This window comes from Ruegeria sp. CH6, assembly GCF_056537005.1.
Genome location: NZ_JBQFQS010000005.1, coordinates 91,907 through 117,212 on the forward strand (window position 1 = coordinate 91,907; position 25,306 = coordinate 117,212).

The window sequence follows — 25,306 nt, forward strand, 5'->3', positions numbered from 1 at the left end:
CAGGCACCACACATTCCGACCGGAAAAAGCGCAGACAAGGGCCGATTTATGAACATCGCCGATCTCGGGGACGTAAAACTGCATTATCGGATCGATGGCGATCCCGATGGCGCACCCATTGTGTTCGCGAATTCACTGGGCACAGACATGCGCCTATGGGATCCGATCCTGCCGCTGCTGCCCGCAGGCCTTCAAATTATCCGCTATGACAAGCGGGGCCATGGTCTGTCCTCGCAGCCGCCCGCGCCTTACTCGATGGGCGCTTTGGTTCGCGATACCGAGAACCTGCTGGATCACTTGCAAGTCAGAGATTGCGTCTTTGTCGGCCTGTCCATCGGCGGCATGATCGCGCAGGGTCTGGCCGTCAAACGTATGGATCAGGTCCGGGCGCTGGTGCTGTCGAACACCGCCGCAAAAATTGCGACCCCATCGATCTGGCAGGATCGCATTGATGCGATCCGTACAAGCGGCATCGAGGCGATTGCCGATGCCACAATGGAACGCTGGTTCACCAAAACCTTCCGCGAAACGCCAGAGATGGAGCTCTGGCGCAACATGATGGTGCGCCAGCCGCTGGACGGGTACCTGGGTTGCTGTTCAGCAATTTCAGGCACAGATTTCTACACCCCCACCAGCGGTTTACGCCTGCCCACGCTTGGCATCGCGGGAAGCGATGACGGATCAACGCCCCCTGATCTGGTTCGTGAGACCATCGACCTGATCCCCGGCTCAAGATTTGAATTGATGCGCAAAGCCGGGCATCTGCCCTGTGTTGAGCAGCCGATCAGGTACGCCGAGATACTCAAGGAATTTTTAGTCGATATTGGGCATATTTGAAGGAGAGTTTCTTTGGCCGATTTCTTATTGGTTCATGGTTCCTGTCATGGCGCCTGGTGCTGGCGCGATCTGCTACCCGAACTGACGGCGCTCGGTCACACCGCACGTGCGATTGATCTGCCCAGTCATGGTTCGGACCCAACCCCAATCGCTGAAGTTACATTGGACAGTTGCCGGGATGCGGTTCTGAAAGCATCCAACCCGGAAACCATCGTCGTCGGTCATTCATGGGGCGGCTATCCGATTAGCGCTGCTGCAGAGGCCTCACCCGGCTCAATGCACGCATTGATCTATGTCTGTGCCTACGTCCCGCAATCCGGTGTTTCGATGATTGAAATGCGCAAACGCGCACCACGACAGCTGACCGAAGGCGCGGTTGAAAAGTCCGCAGATGGACTGTCCTATACGGTTCTGCCGGATCGCGTGCATGATCTTTTCTACCATGATTGCCCGCCCGAAGTGACGTCTTACGCACTGCCCAGATTGTGCCCTCAGGCGATCCTGCCTCAGGATACGCCGCTACAGCTCAGCGAGAATTTTGCCTCAGTGCCAAAAGGCTATATCCGCGCATTGGATGACCACACCATTCCGACCGAATACGAAGAACAAATGAGCCATTGCGCATCTCCCGACATGCGTTTGAACATAGATGGGTCGCATTCTCCGTTCTTTTCTCACCCCCGGACGCTGGCGGGAATGATCCATCAGATCACCCGGAAATTCTAAGTTCAGGTCACCACACTCCGCGACTTACGGAACGTCAGGTGAACCAGAGGTGATTTGCCCAAAAGCATCTCTTTTAACCAGATGCGACCGGGGCTAGGGTCCGCCCAAAGATACTTGAACCCGGTTCCCATGCGCCTGCCTTTTCTGTTTGTACTCTGCACCGTGATGATCGACGCGATGGGCATCGGACTTGTCCTGCCGATCATGCCCGAGCTGATTGTCGAGGTTCAGGGCGGATCGCTGGCTAATGCCGCGATCTGGGGCGGCGTGCTGAGCACGGCTTTTGCCACCATGCAATTCCTGTTCGGCCCGGTTCTTGGAAACCTGTCAGACGCATACGGACGCAGGACGGTTCTGTTGGTCTCGCTGTTCGTGATGGCGTTGGATTACGTAGTGATGGCAATTGCGGGATCGATCTGGCTGCTGCTGATCGGTCGTATTGTCGGTGGGATAACTGCCGCCACACATTCGACCGCAGCAGCGTTCATGGCAGATGTCTCCAAGCCACATGAGAAAGCAGCAAACTTTGGTCTGCTTGGTGCAGCATTTGGAGTAGGCTTTGTTCTCGGCCCCCTGCTTGGCGGGCTGTTGAGCGAATTTGGAACGCGCGCGCCCTTTTGGGCTGCTGCCGGATTATCTGCACTCGGGTTTATCGCGGGCTGCCTCGTGATGCCGGAAACCGTGACGGACAAAACCCGGCGTGCCTTCAACTGGCGCCGTGCCAATCCAGCCGGTTCTTTAAAGGCCATCGCTGCGCTGCCAGGCATTCGACCGATGCTGTGGGTATACTTCCTCTATTCGGTCTCGATCTACGTCTATCCGGCAATCTGGTCCTATTTCACAGTCGAACGTTTTGGCTGGTCCCCACAGATCATCGGATTCTCGCTGGGAATTTACGGAATCGGCATGGCGGCAGTTCAGGGTGGTCTGATCCGACCCGCAACACGGTATCTCGGTGAGAGGGTAACGATATTCGCCGGTATGGGTTTTGAAATCATCAGCTTTGCGCTGCTGGCGTTTTTGACCAGCGGCAAAATCGCGTTGATGTTGATCCCGATAACGGCATTGGGAGCAGTCGTGACACCGGCACTACAGGCCATGATGTCCCGTGCAACGCCTGATTCTCAGCAAGGCGAGTTACAGGGGGTTCTTGCAGCCCTGCATGCGCTGTCCATGATCCTGTCCCCGCTGGTTATGACCAGTGTGTTCGCGCAATTCGCAAAGGAAAGCGCGCCAATATACCTCCCCGGGGCACCGTTCCTGCTGGCCCTGGGCTTGATGCTGGTCGGATTTGTCCTTTTTCTGCGCTCTCGCCCCGCCGAGGTGTAACAACGACACATCTATGGCGGTTTCCGCCTTGCAGCTTGATGCTCGACGCGCCACCGTGACCCAAAGCAAATTTTGGGGAAGCCATGCAAACCATCAAAGCCGCCGTATGCCGCGCCTTTAATGAACCACTGGTGATTGAGGAAATCCAAATCGCCCCGCCCGGAATGGGCGAGGTCGAGGTTACTCTGGACGCGGTAGCCATCTGCCACTCGGACATCACCTATGCCAGCGGCGCGTGGGGCGGTTTCCTGCCAGCCGTTTACGGGCACGAAGCGGCAGGGATCATCACCGCTGTCGGAGATGCGGCAGGGGATTTTCAGGTTGGGGATTCAGTTGTTGTGACACTGATCCGCGCCTGCGGGTCTTGCCCCTCGTGCGCCAGCGGTAAGCCGACCATTTGCGAAACACCTTACGATACCGTCAAAGGACCGCTGCGCACCGCCGATGGTGGCCCGCTTGAACAGGCGATGGCCTGTGGTGCGTTTGCTGAAAAGGTTGTGGTAAGTCACCGACAAATTGTCAAAATCCCGCAAACCATGCCCAAGGATGTGGCTAGCCTATTGTCTTGCGGCGTGATCACCGGCGTGGGCGCTGCGGTCAACGCCGCCGGTTTGCGCCCGGGTCAGGATGTCGTGGTGATCGGAGCAGGTGGCGTCGGCCTGAACGCCATTCAGGGTGCAAGGCTAGCAGGCGCGCGGCGCATCGTGGCCGTCGATATGACGGAAGAGAAGCTTGAGATTGCCAAAGAATTCGGTGCCACTCATGGCGTTCTAGCAACACTCAAGGAACCCTGGAAAGCGTCTTACAAGGCACTTGGCGGGCGCGGTGCTGATGCGGTTTTGATCACGGTCGGTGCGATACCGGCTTATGATCAGGCCCCCCGCTATATGGGGCGCGGCGGCAAGGCGGTCATGATCGGCATGCCTCACTCCGGTGCTCAGGCAAGTTATGAGCCCGTCATTCTAGCCGCCATCGGACAAGGTCTGATCGGTTCGAAAATGGGTGATGTTGTCATTCAGCGCGACATCCCATGGATGATCGACCTGTACGAACAGGGGCGACTGAAGCTGGATGAACTGATTTCGGGCCGATGGTCGCTGGATCAGATCAACGACGCGATCGAAGACACTAAAACCGGATCGGCCAAGCGCAACGTGATCCTGTTTGACCGGGGCTAACGCCATTCAGGGGGAGGACACCGGATGAAACTGCAGGACCTTGATATCATTGTCACCGCACCACCCCCGCCGGGCTGGGGTGGCCGATACTGGATACTGGTGAAAGTCACCACCGATACCGGCATCACGGGCTGGGGGGAATGCTATGCTTCCTCTGTCGGGCCAAAGGCAATGGAGCACGTCATTCGGGACGTGTTCGAACGGCACATGGCAGGCGAAAACCCCGAAAACATCGAACTGATGTTCCGGCGCGCCTATTCCAGTGGCTTTACCCAAAGGCCCGACCTAACCGTCATGGGCGCATTCTCGGGGCTGGAGATCGCGTGCTGGGATATCCTGGGTAAAGATCGCGACCGCCCAGTCTATGCTCTGCTCGGCGGCAAGATGAATGAACGCATTCGCGCCTACACTTACCTCTATCCGCTGCCGCAACATAATCTGACGGATTTCTGGACCTCTCCCGAGCAGGCCGGGGAATGCGCCGCTGAAATGGTTCGGCGCGGCTTTACAGCCGTCAAGTTCGACCCGGCAGGCCCTTACACCATGCGCGGCGGGCATATGCCGGCAATGTCCGACATCTCGATGTCCGTGGCATTCTGCAAAGCGATCCGAGAAGCCGTGGGTGACAGAGCCGACCTGCTGTTCGGCACCCATGGTCAGTTCAACACTGCGGGTGCGATCCGTCTTGGACAAGCACTGGAACCCTACTCTCCACTCTGGTTCGAGGAGCCGACACCGCCGGACATGATCGAGGATATGGCGCGTGTGGCACGCAACGTCCGCATTCCGGTCGCAACCGGCGAACGCATGACCACAAAGGCCGAGTTTGGTGCGGTCTTGCGTGCAGGTGCAGCGGAAATCCTGCAACCGGCGCTGGGGCGTGCAGGCGGGATATGGGAAATGAAGAAGGTGGCCGCCATAGCAGAGGTATTCAATGCGCAAATGGCACCGCACCTCTATGCGGGTCCGGTGGAATGGGCGGCAAACATCCATTTGGCGGCTTCGATTCCGAACCTGCTGCTGCTCGAAACCATTGAGACCCCATTCCACGATCAGTTGGTCAAAGGCTCGATCCGCGTTGAAAACGGCTTCGTCACTCCGCCGACAGCGCCGGGTCTGGGAATTGAGGTGGACGAAGAACTAGCCCGCGCGCATCCCTATTCCGGCGATGGCTTGCACCTGCAGATGCAGGAAGAACCCTGCGACTATGTTAACGGCAACGCCTTTCAGGGTGGTGCTCCCGCGACAGAGGGGTGACAAATTAGCTTGGGTTGGGGCATATTGCGCCAACCCCAAACCCCCAGACCGGCACTTCCGTGACAATTCAAGATATCGAACCGCAAAACCTGCCGCCCGAAACACCGGCAAACATGAAGGAAAGCGCAGCGAAGGCCGCCGCGTTTCTCAAGACGCTTGCACACGAAGGTCGCCTGATGATCCTGTGTCATCTGGGTGCGGGTGAACGATCCGTCGGAGAGCTGGAGGCGTTGCTGGAACTGCGTCAGGCCGCAGTCAGTCAGATGCTGGCACGGCTGCGTGAGGAGGGCCTTGTGACAACCCGACGCGAAGGCAAGACGATCTATTACTCGCTGAGTGATGGCAACACAGCACAGGTCATCGAGCTGCTCTATTCCCAGTTCTGCAAGGCGGATGGCTAAGTCGAACTAGCTCGCGACGTATCCCGCAACAACCTGCAGCAGTTTGAACGCCGTGGCCGCATCATTCTCGACAACGGCCAGGAACTCTTCTTCACCGATGCGCAGGCAGACCAGATCCGTTTCGGCAACCATACTCAGCGCGCGGGGTTCTTTGCGGATCAATCCAAGCTCGCCCACCAGCGTTCCGCCGCCCACGCGCGTGATCAACTGATCCGGGTCGGAATCCTGCGGCAGATACAAGCCCGCCTCGCCCTCAAGGATCATATATGCGCCATCGGTTGGCTGGTCGTCTTTCAGGAACACAACCTCACCAGCTTTGGCCTCAAACCAGCGCGCACCAAAGGCCAGCAGGCGTAGCTGCCGACGATCCAGGCCAGAAAAGAGTGGCGTCTGCTCCAGTGCCCGTAGTTTGCGCGCTAGGTCTGCCGACGCCGCGCCATCGCCCTCGACATCTGCCGGTCCCTGATCAGAAACGACCCGGCCCTGTCGGATCTCAACGAACATGTCGAAGACATCCGGCTCTTCAAACTGGTCGTTCAGATAGATGACGGTGGTTTCAGGCAGAAGTTCCCGGAGGTTTTTGTACACCGCGATCTGCGTGTCCATGTCATAGCTGGCCAGCGCATTTTCGAGGATCAAAATGTCGGGCTTCTTAATCGTGGCCCGGGTAAAGGCCAGCGGCTCGGCCAACGCTGCCGGAAGGTTCTGCCCACCCAGTGCGACAGGCACGTCATAAATCAGCTCGACCACCAGAGACCGGGCTCCGTTTTCAGCCAGAACATCCACAATCACTTTGCGTGCTTCGTCCGAACGCGCGCCGCCGATCTGGCTGACCTTGCCGAACAGGGCGTTTTCCATGACCGTCAGACCGGGCGCGAATTCCGATGAATCCAGCGGGACGAACACATCATACAACCGCGCCATCAACTCTTCCGAATGGCTGTGTCGCAGCTCCAGAATGCGACTTTTTAGTTCTTCACTGAAGGCAGGACCGATCTGTTCAGCCGAAATGACAAAAGGCACAGCCAGCATACTGGCAAGCTGTTCATCATCCAGACCAACGGCGCCGTCTTTGCGTGTCTTTTCGACCAACTCAACTGCGGCCTCATAGGTCGAAGCCTCAAGCCCCAGCTTGCGGAAAAGCGGATGGTCGGTGCCATCCAGACCAAATATCTGGCGCAACATCTCGATCACGTCACGCGTCAGGCTGATCAGGGTTTCATCCAGGCCCAGTTCCCGCAACTGACCCAGGAAAATCGTTTGCTCTGACAGCAACTTTTGCGTGACCGGAACCCGTGGTGTGGCAAACAGCAGGTTTTCGACCACTGGCAATGCGGGGTTATATGTCGCCCGGTCAAAGACCAGAGCCTGTTGCTCCAACCCCTCCCGACGCACGGCCTCCTGCACCAGCGGGCGCAGTTCAACAAGCTTGGCCGCAAGTTCAGGATGCTCGGCGGCGTCAAAGACCTGTTCACTGCCGCGCTGGAACAGGGTCGCGCCTGATCCCATGCCGTCGATCAACTGCAGCCACCAGTTGCGCAGCAGATTGGGGTTCTCAAACCCGGCAAGTGACGGATCCAACCATTCGGTCCGGAAAGGATCGCTGCTGTTCCCAGCGCGCAATGTCTCGTGAAAATCTGGATCGTTGGCTTGATCCGAAAGCGGCTTGAACCGCATCGGCATCATGACGTTATCGCCCACAGTTCCCTGAAACATCACCGGGCGCGAGGTGGCGTGCCCGATCCTTGCCGCAACAACTCCCTGATGCAGATCAGACAGATTTACCCCACCAATCATTACCTTGCCGGAACTTGGCAATATTTCACGCGTCAGCGTTTCCGCCAAGGCACGGCGATCTTCTTCGCTGGGTGCCGCGATTCCGATCGTTTTGCCCGAGGGGAATGTGAGATCCAGATCATCCAGAACCTGATTTCCGTCCATGTCGCGAACCGAAACGTGATCCAGCACGATGTCGCCGTTCAGTCTTGGCCGCTCAGTCGGCTCTCCTTCGAACAGCTTTTCATCCAGCATGCCATCCGGTGCAAAGCGTTCGATGACAACTTCCCAGCGCAGCGACATGTCCTGTGTCTGGTTGTAGTATGTCAGCAGCTCTTTCCAGGGTGAGCTCAGATCCTTATAGGCCGCAAGCGCCGCCACCAGCGCGCCCAACGAAACCGATCCCTGCAGCACCAGAAGGCCACCAATCAGATAGAACATGAACGGCGTCAGCTGCGAGATGAAGTTGTTTATGAACTTCATAAAGAACTTCTTCTGGTAAATCTCGAACCGGATGCCAAACAGGCGGCCCAGCTGATCCGAGATCATCGCGCGCCGATAGCGCCAGCCACCATTTGCCCGCAACGTCGAGGCTCCGGCCGCGTTTTCGCCAATCTGCGCAGCCAACACGCGCACTTCCTGAATGCGTTTCTTGTTCAGCAGATTGATCTGGCGCTGCAGGCGCGGGATCAGCCAGGCCTGCAACGGGATCAGCGCAATTGCGGCAAGCCCGAACCAAACGCTTTGAAGAAACAAAAAGGACAGGATCGTCAGCATCTGCCCGGCCTGCAGAACCGGCTGACTGATGGCATCCCCCATCAGGCCGCCCATCGGCTCGCTTTCGGCAGTGACCATCGAGACCAGTTCGCCCTGACTGACGCGTTCGAAATACGGCTGCGGGAATCGCAGAGCCCGGCTGATCAGCTGATAGCGGAACCTGCGCAACATACGTTCGCTCAGCACACCTTTCATGGTGTTGATCCGCATTTTCATCAGACCATGCGCAAGAACAGCAGCAAGAAAGGCAAAACACAGAATCACCAGAAAGGTGGTTTGCTCAAGACTGTAGCCCCAGACATTGACGATCGAACTGGTCGCGCCGATCGCGTCGTTGATGATGCGTTTTGGCAACTCCAACGTCAGATACAACAGCGGAAACAGCGTCGCCGTCACGGCCAGCAGGATCAGCTGATCGCGTTTTGAGTATTTCCAGATGAAACGGAAGATTGTGCGTTCTATGGCACCTGCCCCTGCAACTGAACCGTTATCCAAATATGGCGATCTTTACCCAGACCTAGCACTGGGAATTTACTGCATCGGCATCGGGCTAGGCAAATAGTTTCCTATTTTTTCACTTTTATTGAGCTTGTGTGAACTAGTTCATTTGCGCGACACGATTTTAGTGCCTAGTCTCTACATCCAGGACGATATCGGGAGGTACTTTTGCCTGCTACTCTTGGCACGGTGTTGCTTTTGCTCTGCCTATTGCAGATCAAGCACATGTTTGCCGACTTTTACTTGCAGACGCCCAAGATGCTCTCTGGGCGAGGGGAATATTTTCACGTTGGACGCGCCCAGCATGCCGCAGTGCATGTTGTTGGGTCTGTTCTTGTTTTTCTGGTTATTGGCGCGCCACTTCAGTTCATCCTGATCATCGCCGCACTAGAGTGGATTGTTCATTTCAACATCGACTTTTTCAAAGCCAGCTATTCAGACAAGAAAAAGCTGCAGCCTGATCAGGCTGCGTTCTGGCGTGCGGCCGGGCTGGATCAGTGCATGCACAATCTGACCTATATCGCCATGGCCTGGGCATGGGTGAAATTCGTGGCCTGATCTCAGAATTCGACAGGTCTGTTCCGCTTAATCGGTCGCAAAACCACATTGGTCTGCGCGCTGGCAACAGCAGGCAGGCGGAACAGGAAATCCTCAAGGAAGGAATTGTATGCGGCCAGATCAGCGCACAATACGCGCAGGTGGTAGTCCGCCTGCCCTGTTGTCGCGTAGCAGTCCTGCACTTCCCGGCTGATTTCGATGGCACGAATGAACTCGACAATCTTCTCGGGGTCATGCCGCGTCAGGTGAACATGCACGATAGCTTCAAAGCTCAACCCCATCGCGGTTGGGTTCACGACAGCACCATAGCGCTCGATGATCCCTGCCTCTTCCAGGCTGCGAACCCGGCGCCATAATGCCGATGCCGACATTCCAACGGCTTCGGCCAGATCAGCATTCGAGATGCGGCTGTCCTTCTGCAACATCGTTAGAATTCGACGGTCGCGTTCGTCTAGCATCATGGATTTGGCTACACCTTCCGTAAATCACGGAAAAATTGAACAATATTTTCACCGAACGCACAATACTCCGACCAATCAGGCATAAATTTTCACCTGAACCGGTTTAATCTTCCTCACTTCCAAAGGCAGCCCCATGGAACTGAGCAATGAGCCATCACGACCCCGCCCCCCGAACATACCAACTTGAAGACCGTTACGACCTGACGACCGGACGGGTCTTCCTCACCGGCACTCAAGCTCTGGCCAGAATCATGATGGACCAGGCCCGTCGGGATCGCGATGCTGGCTTGAACACAGCAGGCTTTGTCTCAGGTTATCGCGGCTCACCTTTAGGTGGGCTCGACCTAGAGTTATGGCGCGCGAAAGCGCGGCTGAAGGATGAGCGCATCACCTTCATGCCCGCAGTAAACGAAGATCTCGGGGCCACCGCCGTTCTGGGCGCACAGCAAGCCAGCCTCGATCCACAGTGCGAGGTCGAAGGTATCTTTTCCATGTGGTACGGCAAAGGCCCTGGCGTGGACCGGTCTGGCGATGCGCTCAAGCACGGAAACGCCTATGGATCGTCACCCAAGGGCGGTGTGCTTGTAGTGGCCGGGGACGACCACGGTTGTGTCAGTTCCTCAATGCCGCATCAGTCGGACGTGGCCTTCATGGCGTGGTTCATGCCGACCCTGAATCCGGCCTCGGTAGATGAATATCTCGAGTTCGGCGAATATGGGTTGGCGCTCTCCCGCTATTCCGGCACGTGGGTCGGGTTCAAGGCGATTTCGGAAACCGTCGAAAGCGCGCGTTCGGTCGAATTGAAACCTGACCGGAACTTTGTACTGCCCGAGATCGATCTGCCCGCAGGCGGGTTGCATGTACGTTCGGCCGACTTGCCCTCTCCGGAAATCGAAACCCGCATTCGGCAAAAACTGCGCGCTGTTCGCGCCTTTGCCGAAGCCAACCCGATAGATCGCCGCATCTATGACATCGACAAGGCCAGTTTTGGATTTGTCACTACCGGCAAAGGCCATCTGGATCTGATGGAGGCGCTGCGCCTGCTGGGCCTGGATGAAGCCGCCTGCCGCCGTCTGGGCATCGATATCTACAAGGTCGGCATGGTCTGGCCGCTGGCCCGACGCAACGCGCTACGCTTTGTGAAGGGAAAAGCCGAGGTTCTGGTTGTCGAGGAAAAGCGCGGCATTATTGAGAGCCAGTTCAAGGAGTATTTCTATGATTGGCCCGGCGACAAGCCGCACAAGATGGTCGGTAAATACGACAGTCATGGCGAGCCTCTGATCCCATGGACGGGTGAGCTGAGCCCGCGGATGCTGGCTCCTATTGTGGCGGCACGGCTGGATCGGTTCTTCCCCGAAGAAAACCTGCCCGCCAAAGCCAAAGCCCTAACCGATACACCCCCACAGCTCATCAATGTGCCCGGCGCTACACGCACGCCCTATTTCTGCTCGGGCTGCCCGCACAACACCTCCACCAAAGTGCCCGAAGGCTCAACCGCGGCCAGCGGGATCGGGTGTCATGTCATGGCCAGCTGGATGGATCGGCAGACTGTGGGTTACGCGCAGATGGGCGGCGAAGGTGTACCGCATGTGGTCGCCTCCAAGTTCAACGGCGGCAAGCATATCTTTCAGAATCTGGGCGAAGGCACCTGGTATCACTCGGGATCACTCGCGATCCGACAAGCCGTCGCAGCGGGTGCAAACATCACCTACAAGATTCTCTACAATGATGCCGTCGCCATGACAGGCGGGCAACCTGTCGATGGCCCGGTCAGCGTTGCCGCTATCGCCCAAACCTGCCGCGCCGAAGGTGTCGAACGAATAGCGATTGTCTCGGATGACATCTCCAAGTTTCATGGCACAGACTTTCCCCCCCAGACCACGTTCCATGACAGAGGTGCGTTGAATACCCTGCAGCGCGAGATGCGGGAAATACCCGGTGTAACGGTCCTGATCTACGAACAGACCTGCGCCACCGAAAAGCGCCGCAGACGCAAGCGTGGAACCATGGAAGATCCCAAACGCTTTGTCTGGATCAACGATCTGGTTTGCGAAGGCTGTGGGGATTGTTCGGTCGCCTCCAACTGTCTGAGCGTCGAGCCGCGCGAAACACCGCTTGGCAGAAAACGCAAAATCAATCTGAGCTCCTGCAACAAGGACTTTTCCTGCCTGAACGGCTTCTGCCCCAGCTTTGTCACGGTCGAGGGTGCAACAAGGCACAAGAAAGCGGTCGATTTGGATCTGGGCAGGCTCGAAAGCGGCCTGCCGCACCCCGACCTGCCTGAACTGGATCGGCCATTTGATCTGCTGGTCACCGGGGTCGGCGGCACTGGCGTTGTCACGGTCGGGGCCTTGATCACCATGGCCGCACATCTCGAAGGGAAAGGTGCATCAGTACTGGATTTCACAGGCTTTGCGCAGAAGTTTGGGACCGTCCTCAGCTATATTCGTCTGGGGGTCTCTCCTGACGCGCTCAATCAGGTCCGGATCGATCAGGGAACTGCGGATGCGGTGATTGGATGCGACGTTGTTGTCAGCTCCGCACCCAAAGCTTCGGCGCATTATCGCAAAGGGACTCAGGTGGTCTTGAACCGAGCTGAAATGCCAACAGGCGATCTGGTTCTGCGCCGCGATGCACAGCTGGGTGTGACAGAGCGGGAGGCGGCCATTGAGCATGTCGTAGGGGCAGATAACCTTTCAGGATTTGACGCCAATGCCGCCGCTGAAAACATGTTGGGCGATGCCGTTTTCGCCAATGTCATCATGCTGGGATATGCATGGCAAAAAGGGCTTGTTCCGGTTTCACACAGCGCACTGGGTCAGGCCATATTGCTCAACGGCGTCGCGATCGAAAAGAACCGGCTGGCCTTTGCCATCGGTCGCAATATCGCTGCACGGCCCGACGAGTTGACCCAGTTTGGCGATACCACCGCCCACGAAGAAACGCTGGATCAGATGATTGAACGCCGCGCCGAGTTTCTGCGCGATTATCAGAACGAAAGATACAGCCAAAAGTACAAGGATCGGATTGCTGAGCTTCGAAGTGCGCTGCCTAATGCAGATGAGAATTTGCTGCACAGCGTTGTCAGAAACCTGTTCCGCTTTATGGCCTACAAAGACGAATTCGAAGTGGCACGCCTGATGACAAACGGCCAATTCACCAAGGAGCTATCCGAGAAATTCGAAGGTGACTTTTCGGTAAAGTTCCACATGGCGCCCCCTCTTCTGAGCCGTGGCAAAGATGAACGCGGTCGCCCACTCAAACAGGTCTTTGGTCCATGGCTACAACCCGTTCTGAAAGTTCTGTCCCATGCCCGCCCCCTGCGCGGCACCGTATTCAATCCCTTCGGTTACCATGAAGAGGCGCGCCTGCATCGAGAGCTATTGTCGTGGTACCAGGATCTGCTGGACCAACTCATGACAAGCTATACTGACGCGAATGCGGGTACATGGGTGGAGATATTGGCATGTGCCGACGAAATCCGTGGCTATGGTCCCGTTCGGATCAAGTCTGCAGAAACAGCCCGCAAAAATGTTTCGCAACTGGTTCAGGATCAGACGGAACAGTCGGCCTGATCCGGGATAGCGGCCTTGTAGGTCGACAGCCATAGCCGATCCAACCTGTCTACAACATTGGGGTCGAACCTCTGTTCGACTTCCCAATATCGTCCTGACGGAACGGAGTAATCGATCTTTGCTTCGGCGCTCAACGCGCGTTGCATTCCAGTTGCATCGGGCAAACCTGCGGCACTCAGATCGTCCTTTGAAACGCTGGGAAACGCCAAACGGCTGTGCCCAGACGACAACCGGACCACGTGGCATCCCTGCCCAGCGCCCATAAGGGCAAGCCGCGCTGATTTTGCCTCCAGCGACCGCAGAGTCACATCGGGGCGCAGGGGGTCCGCAGTGCCCCGCCCGTAAAAATGAGATTTACCCGACTTGGGATACACCATGTCACATCCAAGATAGGCAAGGACCGCCGGGTTCAATGCAGCCAGAGCCCAGTATCCTGCGGTGAACGCCATCGTTCCACCGGCATAGACAAAGCCGCCATACTTGTTCTGCGCCGGGACATACTCTTTTGCGCTGACAATTCTCTGAGACCGCTCAGTCCTCCTGGGTCTGTTTTCGACTGGGAAATCTTCGGGATGAACCAAAATGTCCCAGTCATCACGGATCCGCCAGGCGTTGTTGATCGCAAGCACATGCGAGAACGGCCCACGCGACCAGTCCCGCGCAGCCATCGCCGAAGGGGCACTTCCAAGTATCAGAACCTTTGGACGTTCATCAGTCATGCCTTGCTGGACCTCTTTCCACTCCACAGGCGACTTAGTCCGTTTTTTCCGTCTCTCTAGCCCAAAACGGAAAAACTGCTTTCTTCGTTGATCGGCCGTTTCCGCGAATAGAACCCGACATTGATGCTGCGCTTGATATAAGGCAGCTCAAATTGCAGAGGATCAGCATCGTGATCGGCCCCACCCTCGCAGTATTCGATCAGGGACGTCATCATCTTGCCCGCAATCGGCGCATTCTTGTATTGGTTGCCGCTGGTTCCGCAGGCCATGTAAAATCCGGGTAGACTGGACTTGTCGTAGATCGGAATCCAATCGGTCGACGCATCGTATAGATCAACCACCCCGCGAGTTTTCGACGGGATGCCAAGGCTGGGCACGCGCTGGGCATAACGCATTGCCTGCGTCGTCCACTGATCCGTGAAATCGTGATTGTAGTGCACGTCATCCTCGCACCACTGGTGCGGATCGCATTCCGGGTCTTCGGATCCGATCAGAATGTGATTGCCATGTTCCGGACGGCAATAGCAGGCGATATCGCTGTCAGATACGATCGTGCCATCCTGTTCGAAATCGAACCCTTCCGGGGCCGGAACATGTACCACCTCCTGCCGCAGGGGGCGGGTTTCGATTGTCATGTCATCCAGTACACCTGCCATCCGGTTGATGATTGCAGAACCGGGACCGGCAACGTTAATAACTACCTTTGCGTGGATTTCTTCGCCTGACGCCAGCCTGACCCCGGAGACACGGCCACCGGCGGTCAGTATTCCGACGACCTCAGCCCCGGTTCGCAATCCAGCCCCTTGCAGTTTCGCAGCATCCATCAGGTTCTGCGCTGAAAGTGCCGGGTCGGTCACGTAACCTGCCTGAGGCCAATAGACCGCGCCTTCCATATGCCTTCCGTTGGGTTGACCAAAGTCGGGATCATCCATGCGTTTGGCCGGAGCAAAGCTGTCCAATGTGTAAACGGGCAGCCGATCTTTGATCTGCTCTGCCCCCCACTCTTCGAACGGACAATCCAGTTCAGCGCTGTATTTCTTGTGCTTCTCCAGAAATTCATTGGCCGCCGTCTTCATAACCAGACATCCGGTTTCGCGAAACTGCGCCAGATTGGTTTCCGCAGGCAGCCCCAGATATTCGGCCCAGTCGCGCCAATAGTGATAACCCTCCCAAGCGAACGCAGTCCCGTCGAATGTGGAATAGTGCATTCTTATGATCGCGCAGGACCCGGCGGTTGAGCCGTGGCCTACTTGCGTGTTCCGATCCAGCGACAGGGTCTTCCACCCTGCCTTGGACATCTCGAACGCGATGGCCGCACCGATTACGCCGGTGCCGATGATGATTGCATCAGGCTGGCTCATGATGGATCCCCTTCCCAGAAACGTCGCGCATAGGCGCTGAATTCTTCGATCTCTTCCGGTCGCGGCTCGACCCCTGTGAAAACATAAAGATAGTGTGGAACCAGCGACAACCGCGTGGCCAGCGGTTCGTTCAACTGTGCAAGGTCATAACCGATCTGCATGTAGTAAAGCACTCGCGCCCGCGTCTCGGCCTCATCCGCTGAATACCCAAAGCGTGCAAACATCACGTGCAACGCTTGCAGTCGTTTTGCGTCCGACTGATCCAGCATTCGGCGCACCTTGCCAGACCTGCGGGCCCAATCCCGCACCGCAAAGTCCAGCGCAGTGTCAAACAGCGCTGTATTGACGACACAGCGATGCACATTGCAGACGGCGGCCGTGATCGTTTGGGCCGGGGCCTCGGTCTGCGCAATCAACGCAGCCGTATTCGTGGCCTGCCAGCGTGCCAGCAATGCGTCCAGCAATTCCTGCCGGGATTTGAAGTACCAGTAAAAAGATGATCGCGAGACCGCCATCCGCTCGGCCAGATTCAGAACCTTGACCTGCTCGACCCCGTCAGAAATCAGCACATCCATGGCCACATTCAGCCAGTCGTCACGTGTCACCTTGATGTTGCCGACCAGAGGTTCGGCATCTGGATCATCACGGTGGAGTACAGGTTTTGTGGTCATAATATTGAACCTGATCAGCTTTCCGGCGGTGCGCCGCCCTCTTCCGTACGACGGGCAATGAACGTACGCAACGCCTCTGACCGATCCTGGTCATGATGCGGGGCTTCAAAGGTCTCGACGATATTCTTCCAGATCCCTGTGGCCCGGTGATTGGCGTCAATCGCGCCGCGTTCGCTCCAGGTACCAAAATTGGACCAGTCCCCGACCAACGGCTCATAGAACTGGGTCTGATACCGCTCCATCGTGTGCCCGGCACCAAAGAAGTGACCCGAGGGCTGAACCTCGCGCAATGCGTCCAAAGCAATGTCGGCATCCGTTGCCGGAGTACCCGCACACAGCTCAACCACCATCTGCAACACCTCCAGATCAGTGATGATCTTTTCAAACGAAACCGTCAGCCCGCCTTCCAGCCAACCTGCAGAATGGATGACCACCGTGGCGCCGGCCATCAGGCACCCCCACAGGCCGAACTGTGTCTCGTTCGCGGCCTGCGCGTCATTGATATTGGCCGCGCTTCCCCCGGCACAACGCCAAGGCAGCCCGACCCGACGAGCCAGCTGGCCTGCAACCAGTGAAGCGGTGAAATGCTCGGGCGTCCCAAATGCAGGTGCCCCGGATTTCATGTCCACATTGCTGGTAAAGGTCCCGTAGCAAACCGGTGCGCCAGGTTTGGCAAGCTGGGTCAGTGTGATCGCCGCCAGCGCCTCGGCGTGGCTCAGCGTCATAGCCCCGGCTACGGTGATCGGGGCCATCGCCCCCATCAGCGTAAACGGTGTCACGATGGACATTTGACCTGCGCGTGCGAAGTCGATCAAACCTTGCGCCATAGGCATGTCAATCACACGCGGCGAGTTTGTGTTGATGATCGTGTAACACCAGGGCTGTGCGTTGAATTCATCGTCGGTCAGTCCGCGAAAACTGCGCACCATCTCGAACCCGTCCATCACCTGAGGTGTTCCGCGGGAATAGATGAATGGAACCTTGTCGCTCAGCGTCAGTTCTGCCTCGGTCATCGCGTAGTGGCGCAGGTGCATAGGGATGTCCTGCGCCTCGACCAAAGGTGGAACCATGTGCAGAACATCGAAGGCTTGCGTGATCTGAACCATCTCGCGAAAATCGCTCAGTGTTCCCGGCCGCCGCCCGCGTTCAAGATCGGTCGCATGTGGTGCACCGGCACCGGGCTGAAAGACCAGTCGCCCCAGTTCCAGCGTGATGTCCCGATCCGGCACCGCCCCTTTCATGACGATAGAACGTGGCGCGGTTGACAGCGCAGCCTCGACCATTTCACGACCGATATAGACCATCTCATCATCGACGCGCGCGCCGCCCTGCTGAAACAGCCTGCGCGCCTCAGGCAGCAAGACCTTGATCCCGATCTCTTCCAGAACGGTCAGTGAGGCCTGATGCAGTGCTTCGATCCGATCCTCGGTGAAAGCCGCCATGGGCGGGAACGGATTGCGCAGATTGCGATAATCCACCTGCCGCTGCGGTGTTTCCGCAGCTTCGGCTCGTGCTCTGCGACCGCGCCGTGTCATGCGCGCATCGCCTTGCCTTGCGGATCGTACGGGGATGGCGCAATCACTCGCGCAGGCCTCTCGACACCAACAACGTGAACCGACAACTCTGTCCCCGGTTCAGCCTTGTCATGATCAACCAGCGCCATGGCCAGCGACTTACCCGTGTAGTGCCCATACCCGCCTGACGTCACAAACCCGACACGCTCACCGTCTTGCCAGACGGGTTCATACCCGCTGGCATCCGCATCCAGCGCATCAACTTCCAACGTCACCTGTACCTGAGCCGGACCGTTTCCATCACGCTCTGCCAAGGCGGCATCTTTACCGATAAAATCCTTGCCCCAGTCGATCCAGCGATCCATCCCCGTCATCCCGGGGGTATAGAGTTGCGTGAACTCCGCCGACCAGATGCCAAAGCTCTTTTCCAGCCGCGTTGACAGCATCGCGTTGAAGCCGCATTCACGAATGCCTTCATCAGCTCCGGCCTCAAGCAGCATCCGGCGCAGCTTGATATGATCGCCGTAACGGCAGTTGATCTCATAACCCTTTTCGCCTGTGACCGACATGCGCGCGACTCTGGCCCGCACAAGGCCGATATCGAAATCGCCACATCCCATGAACTTCAGGCCCGAGATGTCCTGCTCGGCCAGCTTCTCGACCACATCCCGCGATTTCGGCCCAACAACAGCAAAGCCGCAGTATTCCTCGCCCAGATCCCGGATCTCGACGCCATCTATCATATGATCGTCAAACCAGCGCATATGCCAGGCACGCAGGTAGTAACTGCCCATGATCCACCAGGTACCGTCACCCCAGTTCAGCACCGTCAGATCACCCTTCAGTCGCCCGTTCTCACTCAGCATCGGAGCCAGTTTCGCACGACCCGGAGCGGGGAGCTTGGAGGCCATCACCTTATCCAGCCAGAGTTCTGCATTCGGCCCGGAGACCTCGAAACGGGAAAAGCCCGAGATATCCATCAGGCCGACGCCTTCCCGGATTACTCTGCACTCTTCGGCTACGATGTCATGCGCGTTTGACCGCTTGAGCGTGGGCGTTTCCTCGAACCCCTTCGGTGCAAAATAGAGCGGTACTTCTAGATCCCAGCTCACGCCCCACTTACAGCCCGCATCAGCCATCGCATCATGCGCCGGGGCCATTTTCAACGGGCGCCCTGCTGGAAGCTGTTCGTTCGGATAGGTCATCACGAAACGGCGGGAATAGAACTGACCCGTGGTTTCGCGGATGTAACGTTTGTTCTGGGCAAAATCACCATAGCGCGCCACGTCCATCGGCCACGCATCCGCCTCAGGCTCTCCGTGGATCATCCACTCGGCCAATGTCTTGCCGACACCGCCACCCTGCAGGAAACCCGCCATCACAGCGCAGGCCGACCAATAGCCCCGCTTGCCCGGCACAGGACCGACCAGTGGGTTGCCGTCTGGTGAGAAGGTAAAGGCGCCATTCACCCAAGTCTTGATGCCGACATTCTGGATCGACGGGTACCGTTCAAAACCCAGCGTCAACTCGTTCTCGATCCTGTCGAGCTGTTCCTGAAACAACTCTTCGCCATAGTTCCACGGCGCGCCATCCATGGCCCAGTGTTCGTGATCGACCTCGTAAATCCCGACCAGAACACCCTTCTGGTCCTGCCGCATATAGGTGAAACCTTCGAGATCGACTGTCATCGGCATCTCGAAATCAGCAGCAGCCACTTCGGGGACCGAGTCAGTAATAAGGTAATGGTGTTTGAGCGGTGAAACCGGCAGTTCGACGCCTGCCATACGGCCCACTTGCTTGGCCCAAAGCCCGGCCGCATTGACCACATGTTCACAGGTGATCGTGCCCTTGTCGGTCACGACCTGCCAGCCATCATCAGTCTGGATCAACTCCTCGACCTTGGTTTCCTCGAAATACTCCGCGCCACGTTTCTTTGCCGCCGTTGCGTAGGCCTGAACCGTGCCGGTCGTATCGATATACCCCTCACGATCTGCCCACATCGCACCCAGCACACCATCTGTTGACATGATCGGGCATCGGCGCTGAGCCTCTTCAGGCGACAGCAACTCACAGTCATCGATACCGATGGACTGGAAGATACGATAGTTGGCCTGCAGCCATTCCCAGCGCTCAGGCGTACCGGCAAGAGTCAGACCGCCGGTCATATGCAAGCCGATGTTCTGCCCCGACTCTTTCTCGATCTCGCTCAACAGATCAATCGTATAGGCCTGCAGCGATGCCATGTTCGGATCGGCATTCAGCGCATGAATACCCCCGGCCGCATGCCACGAAGACCCCGATGCCAGACGCCTGCGTTCTAACATCACCACGTCCGACCAGCCAAACTTGGCCAGATGATAGAGAACTGAAGCGCCAACAACGCCACCACCGATGACTACTACGCGATACTGAGATTTCATCCCGACCTCCCCTGGATGATTCACAGCAGACGCTAGTTGCACTGTTCACTTCTGTCTAGACATTTCTGTACAGTCCAAAGCAAATGATGGCTGCGCCATTTGCTGGTCAGTTTTCAAAGACTGGCGCTAGGGCGGGTCTGAACCTTTTCAAACCATCCGAGGGTGGCGGTATTCCCCTCTGGAATTCGCATTTTGATCACACGTGCGAAATCGACAAACACGAATGTCGAGATATCGGCGAGCGAAAACGCCTCTCCGGCGACAAACGGACTGTCTCGAAGCCGCTCTTCCAGCACATCAAAGAAGGCCCCCACCCGAGCAATCCCTCGCTGTGCAAGCGCAGGAATCTGCTCGTAGTTCACTGTCCCCGGAATAGCCCGATCCTTGAACGCAGGGTGCGTATTGCGCAAAGCGTCGGCCACAGGCGCACCGCCCTGCTGCTCGACAATCGAATTCCACATCAGGACCATACCCTTTTCATCAGGGGTTCGTCCCATGAGTGGCGGTTCGGGAAAACGCGCTTCGAGATAAGCCGCTATCCCAAGGTTTTCGGTCAACACGCTACCCTCGTCGGTGACCAAAGCGGGGATCGTTGAGCGCGGATTCACGGCGCGAAACGCCTCGCTCAACTGTTCGCCCTTGGCGATCGAAATCTCGCGTGTCTCGATCTCCAAACCCTTTTCCGCAATGAACATCCGGGCGCGGCGTGGATTGGGGGCGGTTGAGCAATCGTAGAATAACATCGGCGCAGTCCTTCCTCGGGCAAACACCCGAAGGTTAGACTGCATTCACATAGCGGATCGAGTCACATCCTGATGTGACCCTGCGGCACCAGTACTCAGCGACGATAGATGAAACACCGACCTTCGACCGCACCTTCGGGCAGCGGAAGCTCCGACAGACCTTCAAAATACATCCGGTCACTCGATACCATCAGCCCACCGGGGGCCAGCAATGGTTCAATCAGGGGGGAGACGAAACGGGCAAAGACATCGTTCTTTTCCCGGTTGTGACCACCAAGGTCCGCATGAATCAGGCTGGCTGTGGTCCCAAACCGTTCGACGGAAGCCGGCAGGGTTTCACGTACATCGCCCAGAATAAGCTGGTCATCTGACGGAGTGGAATCCGGGTGCGAGGCCACTGCTCTTTCAAAAACGTAGATCGGACGCCCCTGAATGCGCTGCATCATGTGGTGGTAGGTGCGACCGTTCCCCAGCCCAAGCTCGAACACAGGACCTGTCTGATCCGCTGTCTGATCGATGGCAAAATCCAGACACGCACGCTGTGACACCATGCGGTCGATGAAAAGATCCAGACGGCTTTGATTGTCGGACACGTTATAATCTCTCTCTGATACCTGTTGGCAGCCAGGATGGTGCCGAGCGTGCCCTAGATGACAAAAACTCAACACTTTGTGTAGGTGCATTGCCCTCAGTTTCACAATTCCGCGACATTTCAGCCCAAGAAGGGGTTTGACTATTGAGTCCCAAGCGCGCGAAACTGTGACAAAAAAACAGGGAGTTGTAATGCCGACCTCAATACACGGCCAACCAGGCGGGGATTCCGCATGACGGCCTTGTTATCTGTGCGCGACCTGAGCATCGGCTTTGGCGCAGGTGAAGCCGTTGTCAAAGACGTAAATTTTGACGTTGAACCCGGGCAAACTCTGGCATTGGTTGGCGAATCCGGGTCTGGAAAAACCATCTCTTGCCGCGCTGCGCTCCGCATTCTGCCCCGAACAGCGCAAATTCGCAGCGGCTCAATCACACTGAACGATTCGAAGGGCACGGCAGAACTCACCAAAATCACCGAGCGGCAAATGCGCGATATCCGCGGCAACCGAATCTCGATGATTTTTCAGGAACCCATGCGTTCTTTGTCCCCGCTTCATAAGATCGGCAATCAGGTCAGCGAAGTTCTGTGGCTGCACCGCAACGCGTCCGAGGCGCAAGCGCGCAAAGAAGTTCTGACCCAGTTCGAGCGGGTCGGCTTCCCAGATCCGGCCCGCGCATACGATTCCTATCCGTTCGAGTTGTCCGGCGGCATGCGTCAGCGGGCGATGATTGCCATGGCGATGGTCTCGAAACCGGATCTGCTGATTGCCGACGAACCGACGACCGCACTTGATGTGACCACACAGGCGCAGGTTCTTGGGCTGATCAAGGAACTGCAGCGGGAAACGGGCATGGCCCTGATCCTTGTGACCCACGATCTGGGCGTAGTTGCGAATATGGCCGAACAGGTCGTTGTCATGCACAAGGGTCGCGTGATGGAGGCTGGACCGGCCGAGCTGATCCTAAACGATCCCGCCCACCCATACACACGCCAACTCTTTGACGCAGCACCAGAAATCCCCGATCAGGATGCCGTCGGCATTCCGATGCCTGAGGAAGATCTGATCCTCGAGATGAAGGATGTCTGCAAAACCTACACGATGCGGTCCAGCAAAGGCTGGCGGTCGGATAAACAGATATTCGCCTGTCGCGGTGTTGATCTGAAGCTGGCCCGCGGCAAAACGCTGGCCGTTGTGGGCGAAAGCGGATCTGGCAAGACCACCACAGCCCGGATCGCCCTCGGCGCTGAACTGCCCGACGAGGGCGGAGAGGTCCTGTTTCGGCCCGGCCCCGGTGATGACACGATCAAAGTTCATCGCATGACTCGCGCAGAACGTACGGCGTTTCAGCGCAAGGCACAGATGGTGTTTCAAGACCCCTACAGTTCGCTTAGCCCCAGAATGCGCATTCAGGACGCGATGACCGAACCGTTGGAAATCCATCGCATAGGTACAACCTCCGAGCAGCGCGACAAGGCTGCTGAAATGCTCAAACGTGTCGGCCTGAACTCCGATATGCTCAAACGCTACCCTCACGCTTTTTCTGGCGGGCAGCGCCAGCGCCTGTCGATCGCCCGTGCCATGATGCTGGATCCGTCGCTGATCGTTTGTGACGAACCAACCTCCGCACTGGATGTATCCGTTCAGGAACAGATACTTACGCTTTTGGAAGAACTGCAGGACAGCCTGAACCTGTCCTACTTCTTTATCTCTCACGATCTGGCGGTTGTCGCGCGCATCGCCGACGAAGTTGCCGTCATGCGGCAGGGTCTCGTCGTCGAACAGGCCCCTCCCGAAACACTGTTTTACAACCCCCGCCACCCATACACCAAGGCGTTGATCGCCGCCCAGCCCGAGCCTGACATCAATCGCCCGATCGACCTGAAACTGGTTGCATTGGGCGCTGGTGCGCCAGACAGTTGGGATGACGCCTTTAGATTCTCCGACTCCGTGATACCCTCACTCGTGGAGATGGAGCCCGGCCATAAGGTACGTTGCCATGTTTAAGACCACTCGAAATTTGTTTCTGGCCACATCTCTGGCCGTGTCCTGGATGCTGCCCGCCACGGCAGGAAACATCCCTGATCTTCAGGAAAGCGCATTCTGGAAGTCCGAAGTCGAAAACGGAAACCTTCCTCCGGTTCAAGATCGCATCCCACAAGAACCCCTGTTCGTCGATCTGTCCGCCAAAGGGCGCGAGTTCGGAACGCCTGGCGGAACCCTGCGCACCATGGTTACCCGTTCGAAAGACATCCGGCAGATGGTGGTCTATGGCTACGCCCGGCTGGTTGGTTTTGACGAGAACTACAAAATCGTTCCCGATCTGCTGGAATCCTATGAAAACGAGGGTAACCGAAAATTCACGCTGCATCTGCGAGACGGGCACAAGTGGTCCGACGGAACACCCTTTTCCTCGGAAGACTTCCGTTATTGGTGGGAAGATGTCGCCAATAACGAACTGCTCAGCCCCTCCGGCCCGCCAGATTTCCTGATTGTCGAAGACAAACTGCCAACGGTTTCCTTCCCGGATGAAACAACCATTGTCTACGAATGGGAAGATCCCAATCCGGACTTTCTGCAATCGCTTGCCCAGGCCCGCCCACCCTTCATCTATCGTCCGGCCGAGTTCCTGAAGCAGTATCACGAAAAATTCGCCGATCCTGACAAACTGGCGTTTGAGGTCGACGACGCGCGGGTCAAAAGTTGGGCTGCGCTGCATAACAAGCTCGATAATCTCTACAAGTTTGACAATCACCAGCTGCCCACCTTGCAGCCTTGGCTGAATGCAAGCTCGGGCAAGAAAATCCGCCACAACTTTGTGCGCAATCCATACTACCACCGCGTCGATACAAACGGTGTTCAACTGCCCTATATCGACGTGGTCGAGATGGAGATCGTGGCTCCGGGTCTGGTCGCAGCCAAGACGAATGCGGGTGAAAGTGATCTGCAAGGACGCGGGCTGGCGTTCCGTGACGCCTCGATCCTGAAAAAGGGCGAGGAACAAGGCAACTACAAGACTTTGCTTTGGAAAACCGGTGTGGCCTCGCAAATAGCGATTTATCCGAACCTGAATTTTGCCGATGATGGCTGGCGTGAAGTGCTGAGGGATGTACGCGTCCGCCGTGCCCTGTCGCTTGCCATCGATCGCAAGACGATCAATCAGGCGCTCTACTTCAAGCTGGCCCATCCCGGTGCGATGTCGGTGCTGCCAGCTTCCCCCTTCTATGACGAAGAAAACGCTCAGGCGTGGGCGCAATATGATATCGATCAGGCCAATGCCCTGCTGGACGAGGCCGGGCTGGATCAGCGCGACGGCAACGGCATCCGCCTGCTGCCTGATGGCCGCCCCATGGAGCTAGTAATTGAAACTGCGGGCGAGCGGCAAGAGGTTGAGAACGCCCTGCAGATCGTGACCGACAATTGGCGTGACATTGGTGTCAAACTGGTCATGCGTCCGCTGGATCGGGACATCCTGCGCAACCGTGTATTTTCCGGCAACACCATGGCCTCGGTCTGGTTCGGCTGGGATGATGGCATTCCACAGGCCCATACCTCGCCTGCTTACCTTGCACCGACCGATCAGGTCTTTCTGGCCTGGCCCAAATGGGGTCAGTACTATCAGACTGGTGGCGAAGCCGGCGAGCCGCCTGACATGCCCGACGCGGAACGCCTGATGGCTCTGGCCCATGACTGGGAGGTTGCCGCAACCGACGAAGAGCGTGAGGCTGTCTGGTCCGAGATGCTCAAGATTCACGCCAATCAGCTCTATGCAATCGGAATTCTGAACGGTGCCCCTCAACCCATCGTCGTTTCGAACCGCCTGCGTAACGTGCCTGAAAAGGCGATGTGGGCATGGGAACCGGGGGCGCATTTCGGTATCCACCGCCCTGACGAGTTCTTTTTCGCCGACTGACA

General features: G+C 57.2%; 19 protein-coding genes. 10 read left to right on the top strand and 9 right to left on the bottom strand.

Going from position 1 to position 25,306, the window contains the following annotated elements:
* Window positions 1-48: 48 nt before the first annotated feature.
* The 6 genes from pcaD (at window position 49) to ACR0CW_RS13035 (ending at window position 5,728) form a co-directional block, all read left to right on the top strand.
* The gene (pcaD, locus tag ACR0CW_RS13010) at window positions 49-837 is read left to right on the top strand and encodes a 3-oxoadipate enol-lactonase (RefSeq protein ID WP_480788205.1); all 789 of its coding nucleotides are present in this window, start codon (window positions 49-51) and stop codon (window positions 835-837) included.
* 12 nt (window positions 838-849) lie between these two features.
* Complete coding sequence (locus tag ACR0CW_RS13015) at window positions 850-1,563, top strand: alpha/beta fold hydrolase (protein ID WP_480788115.1); 714 nt, start codon at window positions 850-852, stop codon at window positions 1,561-1,563.
* Between the two features lie 129 nt (window positions 1,564-1,692).
* Window positions 1,693-2,892: a TCR/Tet family MFS transporter gene (locus tag ACR0CW_RS13020; RefSeq protein ID WP_480788116.1), complete on the top strand. Its 1,200-nt coding sequence runs from the start codon at window positions 1,693-1,695 to the stop codon at window positions 2,890-2,892.
* An 83-nt stretch (window positions 2,893-2,975) separates the two neighbouring features.
* Window positions 2,976-4,070: a Zn-dependent alcohol dehydrogenase gene (locus ACR0CW_RS13025; RefSeq protein WP_480742269.1), complete on the top strand. Its 1,095-nt coding sequence runs from the start codon at window positions 2,976-2,978 to the stop codon at window positions 4,068-4,070.
* A 24-nt stretch (window positions 4,071-4,094) separates the two neighbouring features.
* Entirely contained in the window at window positions 4,095-5,327 is a 1,233-nt protein-coding gene (locus ACR0CW_RS13030; RefSeq protein ID WP_480788117.1) for a mandelate racemase/muconate lactonizing enzyme family protein, read from the top strand.
* A gap of 113 nt (window positions 5,328-5,440) precedes the next feature.
* Entirely contained in the window at window positions 5,441-5,728 is a 288-nt protein-coding gene (locus ACR0CW_RS13035) for an ArsR/SmtB family transcription factor (protein ID WP_155149177.1), read from the top strand.
* Window positions 5,729-5,734: 6 nt separating this feature from the next.
* On the opposite strand, the gene ACR0CW_RS13040 is transcribed toward ACR0CW_RS13035, so the two are convergent.
* A complete protein-coding gene (locus ACR0CW_RS13040; RefSeq protein ID WP_480788118.1) occupies window positions 5,735-8,776 on the bottom strand; it encodes an ABC transporter transmembrane domain-containing protein in 3,042 nt (1,013 codons plus the stop codon).
* A gap of 171 nt (window positions 8,777-8,947) precedes the next feature.
* On the opposite strand from ACR0CW_RS13040, the gene ACR0CW_RS13045 reads away from it, so the two are divergent.
* Entirely contained in the window at window positions 8,948-9,337 is a 390-nt protein-coding gene (locus ACR0CW_RS13045) for a DUF3307 domain-containing protein (protein WP_155148899.1), read from the top strand.
* A 2-nt stretch (window positions 9,338-9,339) separates the two neighbouring features.
* Here ACR0CW_RS13045 and ACR0CW_RS13050 read toward each other — a convergent pair whose 3' ends face one another.
* Entirely contained in the window at window positions 9,340-9,798 is a 459-nt protein-coding gene (locus tag ACR0CW_RS13050) for an Lrp/AsnC family transcriptional regulator (protein WP_480788119.1), read from the bottom strand.
* Between the two features lie 146 nt (window positions 9,799-9,944).
* Between ACR0CW_RS13050 and ACR0CW_RS13055 the strand changes: the two genes are divergently transcribed.
* Window positions 9,945-13,373 (top strand): indolepyruvate ferredoxin oxidoreductase family protein, encoded by a 3,429-nt coding sequence (locus ACR0CW_RS13055; protein WP_480788120.1) that lies wholly within the window; start codon window positions 9,945-9,947, stop codon window positions 13,371-13,373.
* On the opposite strand, the gene ACR0CW_RS13060 is transcribed toward ACR0CW_RS13055, so the two are convergent.
* The 7 genes from ACR0CW_RS13060 to ACR0CW_RS13090 all read right to left on the bottom strand — a co-directional run bounded on the left by ACR0CW_RS13060 (window position 13,352) and on the right by ACR0CW_RS13090 (window position 21,394).
* Window positions 13,352-14,092, bottom strand: a complete 741-nt coding sequence (locus ACR0CW_RS13060) for a hypothetical protein (protein WP_480788121.1) — start codon at window positions 14,090-14,092, stop codon at window positions 13,352-13,354. The two genes, ACR0CW_RS13055 and ACR0CW_RS13060, sit on opposite strands and share 22 nt — an antisense overlap.
* A 56-nt stretch (window positions 14,093-14,148) precedes the next feature.
* A complete protein-coding gene (locus ACR0CW_RS13065; RefSeq protein ID WP_480788122.1) occupies window positions 14,149-15,453 on the bottom strand; it encodes an NAD(P)/FAD-dependent oxidoreductase in 1,305 nt (434 codons plus the stop codon).
* Window positions 15,450-16,124, bottom strand: coding sequence for a TetR/AcrR family transcriptional regulator (locus tag ACR0CW_RS13070; protein WP_155148889.1), 675 nt, complete (start codon window positions 16,122-16,124; stop codon window positions 15,450-15,452). The genes ACR0CW_RS13065 and ACR0CW_RS13070 overlap by 4 nt, the downstream gene beginning before the upstream one ends.
* Before the next feature lie 14 nt (window positions 16,125-16,138).
* A complete protein-coding gene (locus ACR0CW_RS13075) occupies window positions 16,139-17,659 on the bottom strand; it encodes a trimethylamine methyltransferase family protein (RefSeq protein ID WP_480788123.1) in 1,521 nt (506 codons plus the stop codon).
* On the bottom strand, window positions 17,656-20,058 hold the full coding sequence (locus tag ACR0CW_RS13080; RefSeq protein ID WP_480788124.1) for a GcvT family protein: 2,403 nt from the start codon (window positions 20,056-20,058) through the stop codon (window positions 17,656-17,658). The genes ACR0CW_RS13075 and ACR0CW_RS13080 overlap by 4 nt, the downstream gene beginning before the upstream one ends.
* A 113-nt stretch (window positions 20,059-20,171) precedes the next feature.
* A complete protein-coding gene (locus ACR0CW_RS13085; protein WP_480788125.1) occupies window positions 20,172-20,801 on the bottom strand; it encodes a glutathione S-transferase family protein in 630 nt (209 codons plus the stop codon).
* A gap of 95 nt (window positions 20,802-20,896) precedes the next feature.
* A complete protein-coding gene (locus ACR0CW_RS13090; protein WP_480788126.1) occupies window positions 20,897-21,394 on the bottom strand; it encodes a class I SAM-dependent methyltransferase in 498 nt (165 codons plus the stop codon).
* Window positions 21,395-21,625: 231 nt separating this feature from the next.
* On the opposite strand from ACR0CW_RS13090, the gene ACR0CW_RS13095 reads away from it, so the two are divergent.
* Both ACR0CW_RS13095 and ACR0CW_RS13100 read left to right on the top strand, forming a co-directional pair.
* The gene (locus ACR0CW_RS13095) at window positions 21,626-23,398 is read left to right on the top strand and encodes an ABC transporter ATP-binding protein (protein WP_480742279.1); all 1,773 of its coding nucleotides are present in this window, start codon (window positions 21,626-21,628) and stop codon (window positions 23,396-23,398) included.
* Window positions 23,391-25,304, top strand: a complete 1,914-nt coding sequence (locus ACR0CW_RS13100; RefSeq protein ID WP_480788127.1) for an ABC transporter substrate-binding protein — start codon at window positions 23,391-23,393, stop codon at window positions 25,302-25,304. Before ACR0CW_RS13095 ends, ACR0CW_RS13100 begins: the two co-directional genes overlap by 8 nt.
* The last annotated feature ends 2 nt before the right edge of the window (window positions 25,305-25,306 follow it).